Annotated in this window: 17 protein-coding genes; 3 read left to right on the forward strand and 14 right to left on the reverse strand. The window is 34.0% G+C overall.

Annotated features, from left to right (window positions below; translation table 11 throughout):
- Window positions 1–19 precede the first annotated feature (19 nt).
- Complete coding sequence (hflX, locus tag FQU21_RS06200) at window positions 20–1,237, forward strand: GTPase HflX (protein WP_147677129.1); 1,218 nt, start codon at window positions 20–22, stop codon at window positions 1,235–1,237.
- Window positions 1,238–1,417: 180 nt separating this feature from the next.
- Here the strand turns inward: hflX and FQU21_RS06205 are convergent, their stop codons facing one another.
- The 12 genes from FQU21_RS06205 to FQU21_RS06260 form a co-directional block, all read right to left on the reverse strand.
- The gene (locus tag FQU21_RS06205; RefSeq protein ID WP_147677130.1) at window positions 1,418–1,966 is read right to left on the reverse strand and encodes a hypothetical protein; all 549 of its coding nucleotides are present in this window, start codon (window positions 1,964–1,966) and stop codon (window positions 1,418–1,420) included.
- Between the two features lie 150 nt (window positions 1,967–2,116).
- On the reverse strand, window positions 2,117–3,055 hold the full coding sequence (locus FQU21_RS06210; protein ID WP_147677131.1) for a DUF3078 domain-containing protein: 939 nt from the start codon (window positions 3,053–3,055) through the stop codon (window positions 2,117–2,119).
- Window positions 3,056–3,185: 130 nt separating this feature from the next.
- Window positions 3,186–3,692 carry a DUF2480 family protein gene (locus FQU21_RS06215; protein WP_147677132.1) on the reverse strand — a complete coding sequence of 169 codons (507 nt, stop codon included), beginning with the start codon at window positions 3,690–3,692 and terminating at the stop codon, window positions 3,186–3,188.
- 27 nt (window positions 3,693–3,719) lie between these two features.
- Window positions 3,720–4,046, reverse strand: a complete 327-nt coding sequence (locus FQU21_RS06220) for a DUF59 domain-containing protein (RefSeq protein ID WP_147677133.1) — start codon at window positions 4,044–4,046, stop codon at window positions 3,720–3,722.
- Window positions 4,047–4,128: 82 nt separating this feature from the next.
- The gene (locus FQU21_RS06225) at window positions 4,129–4,551 is read right to left on the reverse strand and encodes a SufE family protein (protein ID WP_147677134.1); all 423 of its coding nucleotides are present in this window, start codon (window positions 4,549–4,551) and stop codon (window positions 4,129–4,131) included.
- A gap of 104 nt (window positions 4,552–4,655) precedes the next feature.
- Window positions 4,656–5,057: an META domain-containing protein gene (locus tag FQU21_RS06230; protein WP_147677135.1), complete on the reverse strand. Its 402-nt coding sequence runs from the start codon at window positions 5,055–5,057 to the stop codon at window positions 4,656–4,658.
- A 46-nt stretch (window positions 5,058–5,103) separates the two neighbouring features.
- Window positions 5,104–6,318: an aminotransferase class V-fold PLP-dependent enzyme gene (locus FQU21_RS06235; protein ID WP_147677136.1), complete on the reverse strand. Its 1,215-nt coding sequence runs from the start codon at window positions 6,316–6,318 to the stop codon at window positions 5,104–5,106.
- A 167-nt stretch (window positions 6,319–6,485) separates the two neighbouring features.
- Window positions 6,486–7,799, reverse strand: coding sequence for a Fe-S cluster assembly protein SufD (gene sufD, locus FQU21_RS06240; RefSeq protein WP_147677137.1), 1,314 nt, complete (start codon window positions 7,797–7,799; stop codon window positions 6,486–6,488).
- A 138-nt stretch (window positions 7,800–7,937) separates the two neighbouring features.
- Window positions 7,938–8,690 carry a Fe-S cluster assembly ATPase SufC gene (sufC, locus tag FQU21_RS06245; protein WP_147677138.1) on the reverse strand — a complete coding sequence of 251 codons (753 nt, stop codon included), beginning with the start codon at window positions 8,688–8,690 and terminating at the stop codon, window positions 7,938–7,940.
- 72 nt (window positions 8,691–8,762) lie between these two features.
- Window positions 8,763–9,146, reverse strand: coding sequence for a hypothetical protein (locus tag FQU21_RS06250; protein WP_147677139.1), 384 nt, complete (start codon window positions 9,144–9,146; stop codon window positions 8,763–8,765).
- Window positions 9,147–9,165: 19 nt separating this feature from the next.
- Complete coding sequence (sufB, locus tag FQU21_RS06255; protein ID WP_147677140.1) at window positions 9,166–10,614, reverse strand: Fe-S cluster assembly protein SufB; 1,449 nt, start codon at window positions 10,612–10,614, stop codon at window positions 9,166–9,168.
- Window positions 10,615–10,632: 18 nt separating this feature from the next.
- Window positions 10,633–10,962, reverse strand: coding sequence for a HesB/IscA family protein (locus FQU21_RS06260; RefSeq protein WP_147677141.1), 330 nt, complete (start codon window positions 10,960–10,962; stop codon window positions 10,633–10,635).
- Between the two features lie 290 nt (window positions 10,963–11,252).
- Here FQU21_RS06260 and thiL point away from each other — a divergent pair, with 290 nt between their 5' ends.
- Window positions 11,253–12,296: a thiamine-phosphate kinase gene (gene thiL / locus FQU21_RS06265; protein WP_147677142.1), complete on the forward strand. Its 1,044-nt coding sequence runs from the start codon at window positions 11,253–11,255 to the stop codon at window positions 12,294–12,296.
- A gap of 61 nt (window positions 12,297–12,357) precedes the next feature.
- Here the strand turns inward: thiL and FQU21_RS06270 are convergent, their stop codons facing one another.
- Window positions 12,358–13,140 carry an alpha/beta fold hydrolase gene (locus FQU21_RS06270; protein ID WP_147677143.1) on the reverse strand — a complete coding sequence of 261 codons (783 nt, stop codon included), beginning with the start codon at window positions 13,138–13,140 and terminating at the stop codon, window positions 12,358–12,360.
- 45 nt (window positions 13,141–13,185) lie between these two features.
- Entirely contained in the window at window positions 13,186–13,842 is a 657-nt protein-coding gene (locus FQU21_RS06275) for a hypothetical protein (RefSeq protein WP_147677144.1), read from the reverse strand.
- Between the two features lie 115 nt (window positions 13,843–13,957).
- On the opposite strand from FQU21_RS06275, the gene FQU21_RS06280 reads away from it, so the two are divergent.
- Window positions 13,958–15,280, forward strand: coding sequence for an aspartate kinase (locus tag FQU21_RS06280; RefSeq protein WP_147677145.1), 1,323 nt, complete (start codon window positions 13,958–13,960; stop codon window positions 15,278–15,280).
- Window positions 15,281–15,353: the final 73 nt, after the last annotated feature.

Consider the following 15,353-nt stretch of genomic DNA (forward strand, 5'->3'; position numbering starts at 1 on the left):
AATTGTGTAACTTTGTAGCATGATAGAAGAGAAAGATATTTCTTTAGAACGCGCTGTCTTAATAGGCGTTATAACTAAAGACCAAAATGAAGAAAAGTCTAAAGAATATTTAGACGAGTTAGAGTTTTTAACCTATACCGCGGGCGGATATGCCATTAAGCGTTTTACGCAAAAAATGGAGATGCCTAACCCAAAAACTTTTATTGGTACAGGAAAAATGGAAGAAGTACGTGCTTTTATAGACGCTAACGATATAACCACCGCTATTTTTGACGACGAATTATCGTCGGCTCAAGAGCGTAATATCAGTAAAATTTTAGAGGTAAAAGTATTAGATAGAACCAACTTAATACTCGATATTTTTGCACAACGCGCGCAAACTAGTTACGCGCGAACCCAAGTAGAATTGGCACAATGCGAATATTTACTACCCCGTTTACGTGGTATGTGGACGCACCTTGAACGCCAAAAAGGGGGGATTGGTATGCGCGGACCTGGTGAAACAGAAATTGAAACCGATAGACGTATAGTACGCGATAAAATAGCCTTACTTAAAGCACGTATAAAAACCATAGACAAGCAAATGGCTGTACAACGCGGTAACCGTGGTAAAATGGTACGTGTGGCGCTTGTGGGCTATACAAACGTGGGGAAATCTACACTAATGAACGTGATTAGTAAAAGTGAGGTTTTTGCCGAAAATAAACTTTTTGCTACGCTAGATACTACGGTGCGCAAGGTGGTTATTCAAAATTTACCATTTTTGCTATCCGATACCGTTGGATTTATTAGAAAGCTACCAACCCAATTAGTCGATAGTTTTAAAAGTACCCTCGATGAAGTTCGCGAAGCCGATTTACTGTTGCACGTGGTCGATATATCGCACCCTAATTTTGAAGAGCATATTGCCTCTGTAGAGAAAATTTTAGGTGAAATTAAAAGTGGCGATAAGCCCACCATTATGGTGTTCAATAAAATTGATGCTTACACGGCCGAACATTTAGACGATGACGATTTAGAAACCGAACGTAGCGAAAAACACTATAGCCTAGACGAGTGGAAAAGTACTTGGATGAGTAAAGTGGGCAATAACGCCCTCTTTATTTCTGCCCTAAATAAAAAGAATTTAGAAGATTTTAAAAAGCGCGTTTACGATGAGGTTCGTGAAATTCACGTCACCCGTTTTCCGTACAATCAATTTTTATATCCCGATTACAATTACGAAGATATGGAGTAAATTTTGGGCGTTACCCCTCGCTAAATACCTGCCAGGTTGAAAAAACCTTGCAGGAAACGCTCACGGTCGGGCTTTCGGCAGTCGCTCTCTTCGAGGAGCTCCAACAATGCCTCAATCCCTAACGCACCTATTTGCTATGTTAAGGTTTTTGTACTAATAACAGTTGAGGTTTACTAAGTACTAATCTCTAATAACGGGTAAACCAGCAGGAAAAACTCTAAATTTTTTCTCTGCGGCATAAATTAAAATATCACCTTCGTTAGATTTATTTAAAATAGACTGTATATACTCCATTTTATCGGTACTATCAACTTTTAACACCAGTACATTTTCCATTCTATGGTAGCTATTATTAACAATGTCTATAACTTTATCATGGTCTTCATCACCATAAAGAAGAAAAACTATTTCGTTATTTTCTTTAAATTCTATGAAGTAACTATATAGATAAAAGCTACTAATAAAGTTCATGTCTCTATTTTCAATATAATAATCGTGACCTAGAAAATTAGCATTGGCTTCTTTGTAAACATAAATTTTAGCAAACCGAGAATTAAATGTATTTTGTTTTGCTTCGTACACACTTAAAAGCCCTAACCCTCTAGAATTTACATCGGTAAATAGTGGTGTTCTGTATCTGTTAAATTTTTCAGGAGTATATTCAATTTTTACATCCTTAACAATGTTTATTTTGTTTCCTGTTTTAAGTTTAGTGACTTTTTGTGCCATACTTAACATGGAGAAACAAAAAATAAAGCTTAGTAAAATAAAATTTTTCATACGCTAAAATACTCATTTTTAGTATAAAACAAATAATAAACCCGACTCGTTTTAAAACAAGTCGGGTTTATTAATATTAAGTGTTATTTTTATTTAGGCTTAAAATTTATAGCTTAAACCAATAGTATAATAGGTTTGTAAATCGTTATCTACAGTATCAAAAGTTTCACTAGGATTACCTCCTTGATCTGTTGGTAAATTTTGGATATAATTCAAAGCCTCCTGTTTGTTACTTCTCAATCCAAAGTCGAAACCAACACCAATCATTTTCCAAAGCGTGTAGCTAAACGAGTTGGTCCAAGTAAAGTTCGATAAATCGCTAGATTTATAGCTTTGGAACGTAGAGAAGTTTGTTTTAAAGTTAATAGCTCCAATTTGTCTGGTATAATCTGCAACTATTTTAGCACCTAAAGATGAATCGAAAACAGAGTCACCATCGGCAAATACAAAGTTGTAGTTTAATGGGTGTATCACCACTATTAAATTCTCAATAGGTGTCCACGTAGCACCAATACCAAGGTCTAAATATCCAGGATCGTTAAAGTTATCCAATAAAGTGGTTCTATATTCCAATAATCCAGAAGCAGCTAATGTTTTAGTAATGTTTCTACCATATAAAGAAGAAATGTTAAAAACATCAGTTGTTGGACGGAAGCTATCATCATCTATAGAGCTATCTTTATCGTCTAATTTTACCCAGTTTAAATTGGTTGTTAAAGCATTTCTCCAAAAGAATTTATCTTCAATTAAATTAGCAAAAGCATTTAAAGTAAAGCCAATATTACCCGAAGCATTGTTTGGTGTGTCTTGAGAATACCAGTTATTAAAGTTAGATAAACTACCTCCAATAGTACCAAAAGCTCCTGTTCTCCAGCCTGGAAGCGCATCAATTTTTGCTTGTAACGCATCGGCTTCAGCTTGTGCAGCATCTGCTATAGCTTGTTTTTCTGCTTTTTGACTGTGTAACTCTTCTTTAGTTTGTGCATTTACTGATACTAGCCCCAAAAATAGAGCTACCAATAATAAGGTTTTCTTCATTTTAGTTTATTTTAAAATTTCGTGTAAATATAGCGTGTTTTTAAGGTTGTAATGTATTTGTTTTATATTATTACTTTCCTATTAACATCAATTTTTTAGACACAATTTTGATTAAATAGTCACAATAAATTTATTTCTTTTTATAAAGTGGCACCGAAGAGCAGGCTTCTCCGTACATAATAGATTTTGCAAAAGGTTGCAATTTATTCGCCAACATAATATAGGCGTTTTGTGGTACGGGTTTTTTTGAGCAGCCTTTTATAATAATAGGCTTATCTTTAAAATCCGAAATATCTAAATCATTGATAATATCTTGATAAATGGCTGTTTCCAAGTTGTCAAGGGTACCAATAATTATTTTTTTTGCAAAAGGTTCTAGCTGAATACTTAAAAGCATATAAGCCCAGCCTGGAATTATAGCGTCGCTACTGCAAGTTAGAGCCACGTAAGCATCTTGATATTGCGACCAATCGAACTCTGAAACCTGAGTTCTAAAATCTTTTTCGCGCAGCACAAAGCCTTCAAAAAGCCAATCTTTGATATCAAAAAGTACACGGTGGCCTTGCGGATAATAATCTTCAAGATTAACCGTGATTAATTTACTATTCGCAACGCGATTTATTATTTCGTCTGCCATAATTATTTAAGAAACTTAATTCTGTTTTTAAAGCATCCCCAATTCTAACTTAGCCTCTTCGCTCATTAATTCTTGTGTCCATGGTGGATCGAAAGTAATTTCAACTTCAGCACCTTTAACATCGTTTAAGGATTTTACTTTTTCTTCAACCTCTAAAGGCAAAGTTTCAGCTACCGGACAGTTAGGCGTTGTAAGGGTCATTAATATTTTTACGTCGTAATCTTCATTTACAAATACATCGTAAATTAAACCAAGTTCGTAAATATCAACAGGAATTTCTGGATCGTAAATGGTTTTTAAAACATTTACTATTTTTTCGCCTAAATCGGCAGTGTCTATGGTTGTTTCGCTCATATTATAAAATGTTTTTTTATTTCCGCGAAGGCGGAAATCTTATTAATTTATAGTCCCGTTTTATTGAGGAAAATTCAATAAATTACTTTATCTGCGTTTGATAAGCAATAGCGTACAATTTTAATTGTTTTATCATGCTTACCAAACCGTTTGCTCGTGTTGGAGACAAATGTTCTTTTAATCCAATTTTATCAATAAAATCGGTATTGGCTTCAATAATATCTTTAGGATGCTGGTTGTTAAACACACGAATTAAAATAGCAATAATACCTTTAGTAATGATAGCATCACTATCGGCAGTAAATTCAATTTTATCGTTGTTTAATTCGGCATGTACCCAAACTTTACTTTGGCAACCTTTAATAATGTTGCTGTCGGTTTTATATTCGTCGTTAATTATGGGTAAATCTTTCCCTAAATCAATCATATATTGGTAACGTTCTTCCCAGTCTTCAAACATGGAAAATTCGTCAATTATTTCGTTTTGAATGTCTTCTATAGTCACAGTAATATGTTTTATACAAAAATACAATAATAGAAGTTGCTTTTCAATATTTTATAAAAAGATAAGAAGCTCTTTTTTAAGCTGAAAAGACGCTGTCTGTTAAATTATTGTTTTGCTGTTATTAAAATAGTGTCGTTTGTTTTTAGTTGTAACGCGTTGTCTTTAAATGAAAACCCATTGATTTCTGAAAGTGCTTTTAGAATCTCAGATTCAATATTATTCGCTTCACTAAAACACATTTTTCGAGTGGATCCCATTTGGCCAAAGCTTAAAACACCGTCTTCTAAAGTAAAACCTCCGAAGAAATTATTACAGCCAGAAAATCCTGAAATTTTCTTGGTTTCGGTATCAAAGTTTATGGTTAAATTGTCTGGTAAATTTGAATTTTCTTTTAACGTTACGATATGAAATTCACCTGAAAGTTTTTCAGAATTGTTGGAATTTGATACGTCTCCGCATGATTTTAGCGAAAGAATAAGGACTAAAAGAATACTAAATAATTTCATGATTTTAATTTTTTAATTTGATTTTCAAAAATGAAGCCAAACTATGTTATGAAAGCATCATTTTTGCTTTTTTTACACCTGCAACCAAAATATCAATTTCTTCTTTGGTATTGTAAAATGCAAAGGATGCACGAATGGTTCCTGGAATACAGAAAAAATCCATGATAGGTTGCGCACAGTGGTGTCCCGTACGTACGGCAATACCTAATTTATCTAGAATGGTTCCTACATCATACGGATGAATACCTTCTAAATTAAAGGAAATTACAGATGTTTTATGCTTTGCAGTTCCGTAAATTTTTAAACCTTCTATGGTCGATAATTTTTCGGTAGCATAAGCCAATAATTCATTTTCGTAGGTTGCTATATTATCAAAACCAATAGCATTCATATAATCGAGTGCAGCCCCAAAAGCGATGCCTCCACAAATATTTGGGGTTCCAGCTTCAAATTTATGGGGTAAATCGGCGTAGGTTGTTTTTTCAAAAGAAACTTCAGCAATCATTTCTCCGCCTCCTTGATAAGGCGGTAGTTTGTTTAGCCATGCTTCTTTTCCGTAAAGCATACCAACACCTGTTGGGCCACAAACTTTGTGAGCCGATGCTACATAAAAATCAACATCCAAAGCTTGTACATCTGGTTTTATATGTGGGCAGGATTGAGCGCCATCAATTAAAACGGCTGCACCAACAGCATGTGCTTTTTCTATAATATATTCAATAGGATTTATGGTGCCTAAAGCGTTTGAAATATGATTTACAAAAACCAGTTTTGTTTTATTGGAAAGTAACTTGTCATAAGTCTCCATAATAAGTTCGCCTTCCTGGTTCATGGGAATCACTTTTAAAATAGCGCCCGTGCGTTCGCAAAGCATTTGCCATGGCACAATATTACTATGGTGTTCTAAGGCTGAAACAATAATTTCATCGCCTGCTTTTAAAAGGGCAGAAAAGCCGTTGGCTACCAAATTTATACTATGGGTTGTACCCGAAGTAAAAATGATTTCATGAGAAAATTTCGCGTTAAAATGGGCTTGTATTTTCTGGCGGGCGATTTCGTATTTGTCCGTAGCTTCCTGACTTAAAGTATGTACACCTCTGTGGATATTGGCGTTGTAATTGCTGTAATAATCTACAATTGTATCGATAACAACTTCCGGTGTTTGCGATGTTGCGGCATTATCAAAATATACCAAAGGTTTGTTGTTTACTTGTCGGGAAAGAATTGGGAAATCGGCTCTTATTTTAGATACGTCAAGCATATTTTTTTCATTTTATACAAAAGTACTAACTCATACTTTTAGTATTGGGTTTATTGTTTTTTTTATTGAAATCGCGCTCTATTTGAGTTTGATTTAAACAAAAAAGTAATATTACAAAAGACGAACTTTTCTAATATTACTTTTAAAGTATTGGTTTAATTTATGGACTATAAATCGAATCCGATATTTACGCCTAATTTTTTTGCAATAATTTTAGTAATACGTTGTTTAAGTTCTGGGATTTTAACCGAGCTTAATACATTGTTGCTAAAAGCATACATTAAAAGGGCTTTAGCTTCTTTTTTAGGAATTCCGCGCGATTGCATATAGAACATAGCGCTTTCGTCTAATTGTCCAATAGTACAACCGTGAGAACATTTTACATCGTCTGCAAAAATTTCTAACTGTGGTTTACTGTTTATTGTTGCCTTATCACTTACTAATATATTGTTGTTAGATTGAAATGCATTTGTTTTTTGCGCTTCTTTATCTACAATAATTTTACCATTAAAAACGCCTGTAGCGCTATCTCCAAAAATACCTTTGTAATCTTGGTGACTTTCGCAATTTGGTTCTATATGGTGAACAAGCGTGTTGTGGTCTACGTGTTGTTTTTCACCAATAATAGTAACGCCTTTTAATATCGAATTAATGCGTTCGCCGTTTTGATAAAAATTAAGGTTGTTACGTGTTAATTTTCCACCAAAAGCAAAGGTGTGTACCGATGCTACACTTTCTCGTTTTTGTTCAATGAATGTATTGTCGATAAGTGATGCATTGGCATTATCATTCTGAATTTTATAATAATCTACAATGGCACGTTTGTTAGCAAAAATTTCGGTAACACTATTTGTAAGTACCGGGTTATCTGTTAAACTTTGGTGACGCTCAATAATTTGAACATGGCTATTTTCGTCCACCACAATTAAATTACGTGGTTGTGCTAAAGTTGCTGCTTCACTTCCTGTTGATAAATGTATAATTTGAATTGGTTTTGCAACCAATTTATTTTTTGGAATATGGATATAAGCCCCTTCTTGAGAAAATGCAGTGTTTAAAGATGGTAAACTATCTTTAGTAGCTGCTTTGTTAAAGTAATTCTCAACAACTAAGCGGTATTTGGGCTTAGCTAAGGCAGCGGACATTAAACAAACATCGATACCATCGTGAGTGGTTTCAGATAGGTAAGAAGAATATTTTCCGTCAATAAAAATTATTTTATAAGAATCGATATCGTGAATAAAATACTTTTTTACGTCTTTATAATCGATAGAACTTTCATGTTTTGAAAAAACACTATAGTCTTCTTTTAAAATTTTATTTAAAGATGTGTATTTCCAAGCCTCTTCTTTTTTGGTAGGAAATCCTTTTTCTTCAAATGTCTTTATAGCTTCGTTTCTAATACTGTGTATTTCAGTGTCAACATCTACGTTGTTCTCAAATGCTAGAAAAGATGATACTAATTTTTCTTTTAAATCCATTGTTTTCAGTTTTCAGTAGTAGTCCTAGTTTTTAAAAAAAATAAAAACTAATAAAGTACTGTTTACTATTTTTAAAACTTTTGAGTAATCAGTTTTGAGTAAGCAACTGCAAACCGTGACTGAATACTGTGACTATTTTTAAGCGTTCACTTCTTCTTTAATCCAATCGTATCCTTTTTCTTCAAGCTCGTGAGCAAGTTCTTTTCCTCCCGATTTTACGATTTTCCCGTTGTATAAAACGTGTACAAAATCTGGAACGATATAATCTAAAAGTCGTTGGTAGTGGGTAATTACAACTACAGCGTTGTCTTTACTTTTAAGTTTGTTAACACCATTAGCCACAATACGTAAAGCATCGATATCTAAACCAGAATCGGTTTCATCAAGAATCGCTAATTTTGGTTCTAACATGGCCATTTGGAAAATTTCGTTACGTTTCTTTTCACCACCAGAAAAACCTTCGTTTAATGAGCGTGATAAAAACTTACGATCCATTTCTAATAAATCGGCTTTGTCACGAATAAGTTTCAGCATGTCTTTAGCAGGCATATCTTCTAAACCTTTGGCTTTACGCGATTCGTTAATGGCTGTTTTTATAAAGTTAGTTACCGATACTCCAGGGATTTCTACTGGGTATTGAAACGATAAAAACACCCCTTTGTGAGCACGCTCTTCAGCTGCTAATTCTTCAATATCTTCACCTTCAAAAATAATGCTACCATCGGTAACTTCATATTCTTCTTTTCCAGCGATAACTGAAGCTAATGTACTTTTACCAGAACCGTTTGGGCCCATAATAGCGTGAACTTCTCCTGCTTTTACCTCTAGGTTAATACCTTTTAGAATGCCTTTATCTTCTACGCTTGCGTGTAAATTATTTATTTTTAACATACTTTATATTTTAAATCCTGTGTTTGATTAGAAAATTCTTTTCAAATTAGAATTCGGTGTTTAATTATATTATTAACTGCCTCGTTTTATAAGGCCTTCGTTTTCGTTTTTTGCTGGTGTTACGCTTAAAATTTTTAAAATTTCAACTTTGTTATCCCAAAGAATATTTTCATCTTTTTCTTGCGTTACTCTGCCTTGTATTTCAACAGTTACCATGTCGGTTTTGTTGTTTTTCAAGGTTTCAGCTTGTTTGTTTAATTCTTCTAGTTTATCGGTAATAAAAACACCATAAATCTCATTGTCTGTTTGTAAAACAGCGGCACCATCATAATAAACAAATTCACCTTTTAATACGGTTAAATTATCATCTTGATGTTTGGTTTCATTCGATTTGTTATTGTTTTTACAACTTACAAATAGTGAAATACAAAGAATTAAGACGCCTAAATTTTTCATTTATATCGATTTATAGATGTTATCCTACAGAACCTTCTAAACTAATTTCCAATAATTTTTGAGCTTCAATAGCAAACTCCATAGGTAGTTTGTTTAAAACTTCTTTACTAAAACCATTTACAATTAGTGCAATGGCTTTTTCGGTATCTATTCCACGTTGGTTGCAGTAGAAAATTTGATCTTCGCCAATTTTACTTGTCGTCGCTTCGTGTTCTACTTTGGCTGTTTTGTTTTTAGCTTCAATATATGGGAAGGTGTGTGCGCCACATTCATTACCCATTAATAAACTATCGCATTGCGAAAAGTTACGTGCATTATCGGCTCTAGAGTTTATTTGAACCAAACCACGGTAACTGTTTTGCGATTTCCCTGCCGATATTCCTTTAGAAATAATAGTCGATTTTGTGTTTTTACCAATATGAATCATTTTTGTACCGGTATCGGCTTGTTGAAAATTATTGGTAACAGCAATAGAGTAAAACTCACCTACCGAGTTATCACCTTTTAATATACAACTTGGGTATTTCCAAGTTACAGCCGATCCAGTCTCCACTTGTGTCCAAGAAATTTTAGCGTTTTTCTCGCATAAACCTCTTTTGGTTACAAAGTTGTAAACCCCTCCTTTTCCTTCGGAGTTTCCTGGAAACCAATTTTGTACAGTAGAGTATTTTATTTCGGCATCGTCTAAAGCAATAAGCTCTACTACGGCGGCGTGTAATTGATTTTCGTCACGACTTGGTGCGGTGCAACCTTCTAGGTAACTTACATAACTGCCTTCGTCGGCAACTAATAATGTACGCTCAAATTGTCCGGTTCCTCCTTGGTTTATTCTAAAATAAGTAGACAATTCCATCGGGCATTTTACGCCTTTTGGGATATAGCAAAACGATCCGTCACTAAAAACGGCAGAGTTTAAAGCTGCGTAAAAGTTATCTTTTATAGGAACAATAGTGCCTATGTATTTTTTTACAAGTTCTGGATGCTCTTTAATAGCTTCAGAAATACTCATAAAAATAATGCCTTTTTCGGCTAATGTTTTCTTAAAAGTTGTAGCTACCGAAACGGAATCTACAACAATATCCATAGCAACATTGTTCATTTTTTTCTGTTCATCAACAGAAATTCCTAACTTCTTGTACATAGCAAGTAAATCCGGATCTACATCATCCAATGTTTTATTAGGATCTACAGAAGTTGGAGCAGAGTAATACGCTATAGATTGAAAATCTGGTTTTTTATAGTTAACATTGGCCCATTCAGGCTCCGTCATGTCTTTCCAAATTTTAAACGCCTCTAATCTCCAATCGGTCATCCATTGTGGTTCATCTTTCTTTTTAGAAATAGCGCGCACAATGTCTTCATTTAAACCAATAGGAAACGTATCAGATTCTATATCTGTAAAAAATCCGTATTCGTATTCTTTGGTTTTAAGCTCTTCGCGTAAATCATCCTCGGTATACTTCGACATAATTCTTTTCTTAATTTTTTATAATGAAAACGATTCGCCACAACCGCAAGTACGGTTTGCGTTAGGATTATTAAAAACGAAACCTGTGCCGTTTAATCCTCCTGAATATTCAAGTGTGGTTCCAATTAAATACAAGAAACTCTTTTTGTCAACAATAATTTTTACACCATTATCTACAAAAATTTTATCGTCTTCTCGATTTTCTTTATCAAACTTTAAATCGTAGGATAAACCAGAACAACCACCACTTTTTACCCCAACACGAACAAAATCTTCGTTAGGGTTATAGCCATCGTCTGTCATAAGTTCGATAACTTTCTTTTTAGCTGTTTCAGAAACTTTTATCATAATTATTGAATTTAGATTTGCTCTAAATAGAGTGCAAATATACAATATATGTCATGCATTACCATAGAACCTAACATTATATTAGGATATTGTGTGATAGGTTTTTTTTATGAAAGAATTTAAAATATGATATTTGTCTTATTTTTTTTGAAAAAAATGATGTATCACCGGCAGTATAAGGTTTCAGTTTTATTGATATTCTTTTAAATTTGAAAACTTAATTTGCTATATCTGTCACGTTTGCGATGGATTTTCTATTAAAAACAAAAATAGCTTCTTATTTTTGCAGCATGATAGAAGATAACAATCAAGAACGTACACCTTTGAGTGCTTTAGGTGAATTTGCCCTTATTGAGCACCTAACCAAAAACTTTGAAATTACCCATACATCTACCGTTAAAGGGATTGGTGATGATGCTGCTGTTTTAAATTTTGATGATAAAAACATAGTGGTTACTACCGATTTGCTGGTTGAAAATGTGCATTTCGATTTAAGTTACATGCCTTTAAAGCATTTAGGATATAAGGCGGTAATTGTTAATTTATCGGATGTTTATGCTATGAACGCCGAGGCAACACAAGTTACGGTATCTATTGCGGTTTCAAATCGTTTTCCTTTAGAGGCTGTGGAAGCATTATACGCAGGTATTGAAACGGCCGCTAAAATTTATAATATTGATGTTGTTGGTGGCGATACCACATCGTCTACTAAAGGGTTGTTAATTTCTGTAACAGCTATTGGACAGGTTGCTAAAGGCGATGAAGTTTACAGAAATACAGCAAAACCAGGCGATTTATTAGTCGTGACTGGAGATTTGGGTGCTGCGTATATGGGTTTGCAGGTTTTGGAACGTGAAAAAGAGGTTTTTAAAGTGAATCCAAATACTCAGCCAGATTTAGAGGCTTATACGTATATTATTGAGCGCCAGTTAAAACCTGAAGCTCGAAAAGATGTCTTTAAATTATTAAAAGATTTAGATGTGAAACCTACGGCTATGATTGATGTTAGCGATGGTTTATCTTCGGAAATTATTCATTTATGTAAAAGTAGCAAAGTAGGGTGTGATTTATATGAAGAAAAAATCCCGTTAGATCCTACAGTAATAACCGTTTGTGAAGAGTTTAATATTGATAGTACTACCGTGGCATTAAATGGCGGAGAGGATTATGAGTTGCTTTTTACAATTTCTCAAAACGATTTTCCTAAAATAAAAGCCAATCCGCATTTAAGTATTATTGGGCATATGAAAGATGAAAATGAAGGTGCGCATTTAATAACGCGTGCAAACAGTAGAATTCCGTTAATAGCACAAGGTTGGAAAAATTTCGATTAATTCCCTTTGCTTAAAAAATATAATGACAGCTTAAAAATCTTTATTTTTAAGCTGTTTTTGTTTATTTAAGGTTTTCTACAAAGCGCATAATTTCTAATATCAGCGCGTCTTTATTTTCAATATGAGACATGTGCCCGTCGGGAAGCGTAATCAGTTCAACTTCGGTGTTTTCGGTTTGTTCTACCAGCAAGTTGTAGTTTAGCACGGGGTCTTTTTTTCCGGCAATCATCATTTTTTTAAACGGTGTAAAATGAAGCAATGCTTCGCGGTCGTTTCTAATTTTCATACCTTCCAAAGCGGCAACGATACCTTGGAGTGGCGTTTCTTGCGCTTCTTTTCTAATTTGCTTTATTTTATCAGAAAATATTTTACGGTTTTTAGGTCTAAACAAATTTGTAATGGCCACTCTAATAAAGCTTTTGTGGTTTTGTTTTACGGCTAAAATAGCGCGATCTCGATTTTCTTTTTTCTCTGGAGTATCGGCACTTGCTGTGGAATTCATTAGACAGAGACCTTTTAAAGCGTCTGGGTTTTCTTCCGCGAAAGCGAGTGCAACATAGCCACCCATGGAATGCCCAACAAATGTTGATCGGCGTATTTTTAAATGTTTTAAAACCGCGGCAACGGCTTCGGCCATAAGTTCCATGCTGTGCACATAGCCTAAGCATTCTGTGTTACCGTGTCCTAATAAATCAATGCAGATTATTCTATTTTTTTTTGTTAACGTTGGTGTAATTTCATTCCACATAGAGGTGTTTTCTAAAAAGCCGTGTAGTAAAACAACAGCGCTCCCTTTGCCTTGGTCGGTGTAGAATATATTGATGCCTTTGTATTGTAAAATCATGGGTTTAATATCTCAGGCAAAGATACTCTATCATTAAAAAAAAGACTAAGATTTCACGCGTTTTATAGCAGCGAAAGCTTGGTCTACATATTCATCTTCAACTAAAATAGTAAATTCGTTTGTGGTTGAAATAACTTCATAAAGTACGATGCCTTCCCAGGCTAAGCGTTTAAAGAAGTGATAATAAAGCCCCGCAATTTTAGAATTGTCTTGAGGTAAATTAATGCTAATCGCTGTAAGTCCTTTTTGCACGGCTAAAAAATATTCGTTTTGTAACGATGTTTTTATAAAGCTGTTTAAGCTGCTGGAAATTATAATATTACTTTCGTGTATTCCTCGGGTGAAGGTGTAAAATAATTTGGATTCTTGGTTGATACGATCCAAAATTTTGGCATGATTATCAATGAGTGTTTTCGAGTTTTTAACGGTATAATCGGTAAGATTTGATCGTACCGTAATATCGCCTAAATTTTGAATGGCGCGTTTCATTTTAACCGAATTGGTTAAAGTGGTTGGCGGATTATAACGGCGTAAAGCCATCATAATTGCTCCGGGTTTTACGTCCTTTTTTAGCATTTTACTAATAGGTTCGGTAAGTTCCAAAGCTAATGCGCTAAAGTTAATGATGTTTCTCGATAGCGCTTCTTCCAAATAAGGTTGCGCAATTAAAATGTCTTCTACACAGTTAGATACCGTTTTCATGTTAAATATTTAACAATTTGTGTAAAAATAAACATAATTTTTAAAAAAAGGTATTATTGTTAATAAGAGTTTTATTTTTGTTGAAGAAATAAAAATAATTAAGAAGTATTAGCGTATGAAAGTTTTAAAATTTGGAGGCACTTCGGTTGGCTCGGTTGAGAATATGCTTAATGTGAAAAACATTATTAATGATGGTAGTGAGAAGGTTGTGGTGCTTTCGGCAATGTCTGGAACCACAAACCAATTAGTTGCTATTGCAAAAGATATTACTGAACACCGAGGAGATGTTGCTGCGGAAAAGGTTAATGCTTTGCATGTAACTTATAATCAGGTTATTGATGAGTTGTTAACAGATGCTGCCTTAAACGCTAAAACAAAAACATACGTTTCTGGTGTTTTTAATTTTTTACTAGGTTGTACTTCAAAATGGACGGCAGAATTAGTGGAAAACCAAATTGTAGCGCAAGGCGAGTTAATGTCTACGTATATGTTTAATAGTTTTTTACAACAAGAAGGTGTGAATTCTGTTTTATTACCGGCGTTAAACTTTATGAAAATTGATGGTTTTAAGGAACCGGATGTTCAGTATATTGAAGAAAATCTTCAGGTGGTTTTAAGTGAATCTGGACCTGCCGATATATATATTACACAAGGTTTTATTTGTTTGGACGATGCTGGTGAGATTTCAAATTTACAACGTGGTGGAAGTGATTATACAGCCACTATTATTGGTGCTGCTATAAAAGCTGAAGAAGTTCAGATTTGGACAGATATCGATGGTATGCATAATAACGATCCAAGATTTGTAGAACACACGAATCCAATATCAGATTTGTCGTTTGATGAAGCTGCCGAGTTGGCTTATTTTGGCGCAAAAATATTGCATCCACAAACGGTAAATCCTGTTCGTAAAGATAGTATTCCAGTACGATTAAAAAATACGATGAATCCAGAGGCACACGGCACTTTAATTTCTAGTAAAACTTCGGAAACAGGTATTAAAGCTATTGCTGCAAAAGATGGTATAACGGCTATTAAGATTAAATCGGCACATATGTTACAGGCGTATGGCTTCTTAAAAAAAGTATTCGAAATTTTTGAAACCTACCAAACATCTATTGATATGATTACCACCTCGGAAGTCGCGGTAAGCTTAACTATTGATGATGATAAGAACTTAGATAAAATTTTAGCAGAGCTAGATAAAATAGCGTCTATTGAAGTGGATGTAAACCAAAGTATTGTGTGTTTAGTAGGGCATGCTGTTGTGAACCATCAAGATACTTTTAGATTGTTCCAGATTTTACAGGATGTAAAAATTAGAATGATTTCTTACGGAGGTAGTAATAATAATATTTCTCTGTTAATTGATTCTCAAGATAAAATAAAAACGCTTCAAAAACTAAATAGTTATTTATTTGAAATGGCTGCTGTTTAGTAAGTAGATAGTAGAATAAAAAAATGGACTGAAGTTTTAAATTTCAGTCCATTTTTTTGTTTTTAATCAAGTG

It is taken from the genome of Algibacter pacificus (genome assembly GCF_008033385.1).
Lineage (GTDB): Bacteria > Bacteroidota > Bacteroidia > Flavobacteriales > Flavobacteriaceae > Algibacter > Algibacter pacificus.

Excerpts from the sequence above, each read along its gene's own strand:
- FQU21_RS06235 (WP_147677136.1), bottom strand. The coding sequence starts at position 6,318 with ATGCTTGACGTATCTAAAATAAGAGCCGATTTCCCAATTCTTTCCCGA.
- FQU21_RS06215 (WP_147677132.1), bottom strand. The coding sequence starts at position 3,692 with ATGGCAGACGAAATAATAAATCGCGTTGCGAATAGTAAATTAATCACG.
- sufB (WP_147677140.1), bottom strand. The coding sequence starts at position 10,614 with ATGTCGAAGTATACCGAGGATGATTTACGCGAAGAGCTTAAAACCAAA.
- FQU21_RS06210 (WP_147677131.1), bottom strand. The coding sequence starts at position 3,055 with ATGAAGAAAACCTTATTATTGGTAGCTCTATTTTTGGGGCTAGTATCA.
- hflX (WP_147677129.1), top strand. The coding sequence starts at position 20 with ATGATAGAAGAGAAAGATATTTCTTTAGAACGCGCTGTCTTAATAGGC.
- sufD (WP_147677137.1), bottom strand. The coding sequence starts at position 7,799 with ATGGATTTAAAAGAAAAATTAGTATCATCTTTTCTAGCATTTGAGAAC.
- FQU21_RS06270 (WP_147677143.1), bottom strand. The coding sequence starts at position 13,140 with ATGATTTTACAATACAAAGGCATCAATATATTCTACACCGACCAAGGC.
- FQU21_RS06205 (WP_147677130.1), bottom strand. The coding sequence starts at position 1,966 with ATGGCACAAAAAGTCACTAAACTTAAAACAGGAAACAAAATAAACATT.
- FQU21_RS06220 (WP_147677133.1), bottom strand. The coding sequence starts at position 4,046 with ATGAGCGAAACAACCATAGACACTGCCGATTTAGGCGAAAAAATAGTA.
- FQU21_RS06230 (WP_147677135.1), bottom strand. The coding sequence starts at position 5,057 with ATGAAATTATTTAGTATTCTTTTAGTCCTTATTCTTTCGCTAAAATCA.
- FQU21_RS06280 (WP_147677145.1), top strand. The coding sequence starts at position 13,958 with ATGAAAGTTTTAAAATTTGGAGGCACTTCGGTTGGCTCGGTTGAGAAT.
- FQU21_RS06260 (WP_147677141.1), bottom strand. The coding sequence starts at position 10,962 with ATGATAAAAGTTTCTGAAACAGCTAAAAAGAAAGTTATCGAACTTATG.
- sufC (WP_147677138.1), bottom strand. The coding sequence starts at position 8,690 with ATGTTAAAAATAAATAATTTACACGCAAGCGTAGAAGATAAAGGCATT.
- FQU21_RS06275 (WP_147677144.1), bottom strand. The coding sequence starts at position 13,842 with ATGAAAACGGTATCTAACTGTGTAGAAGACATTTTAATTGCGCAACCT.
- thiL (WP_147677142.1), top strand. The coding sequence starts at position 11,253 with ATGATAGAAGATAACAATCAAGAACGTACACCTTTGAGTGCTTTAGGT.
- FQU21_RS06250 (WP_147677139.1), bottom strand. The coding sequence starts at position 9,146 with ATGAAAAATTTAGGCGTCTTAATTCTTTGTATTTCACTATTTGTAAGT.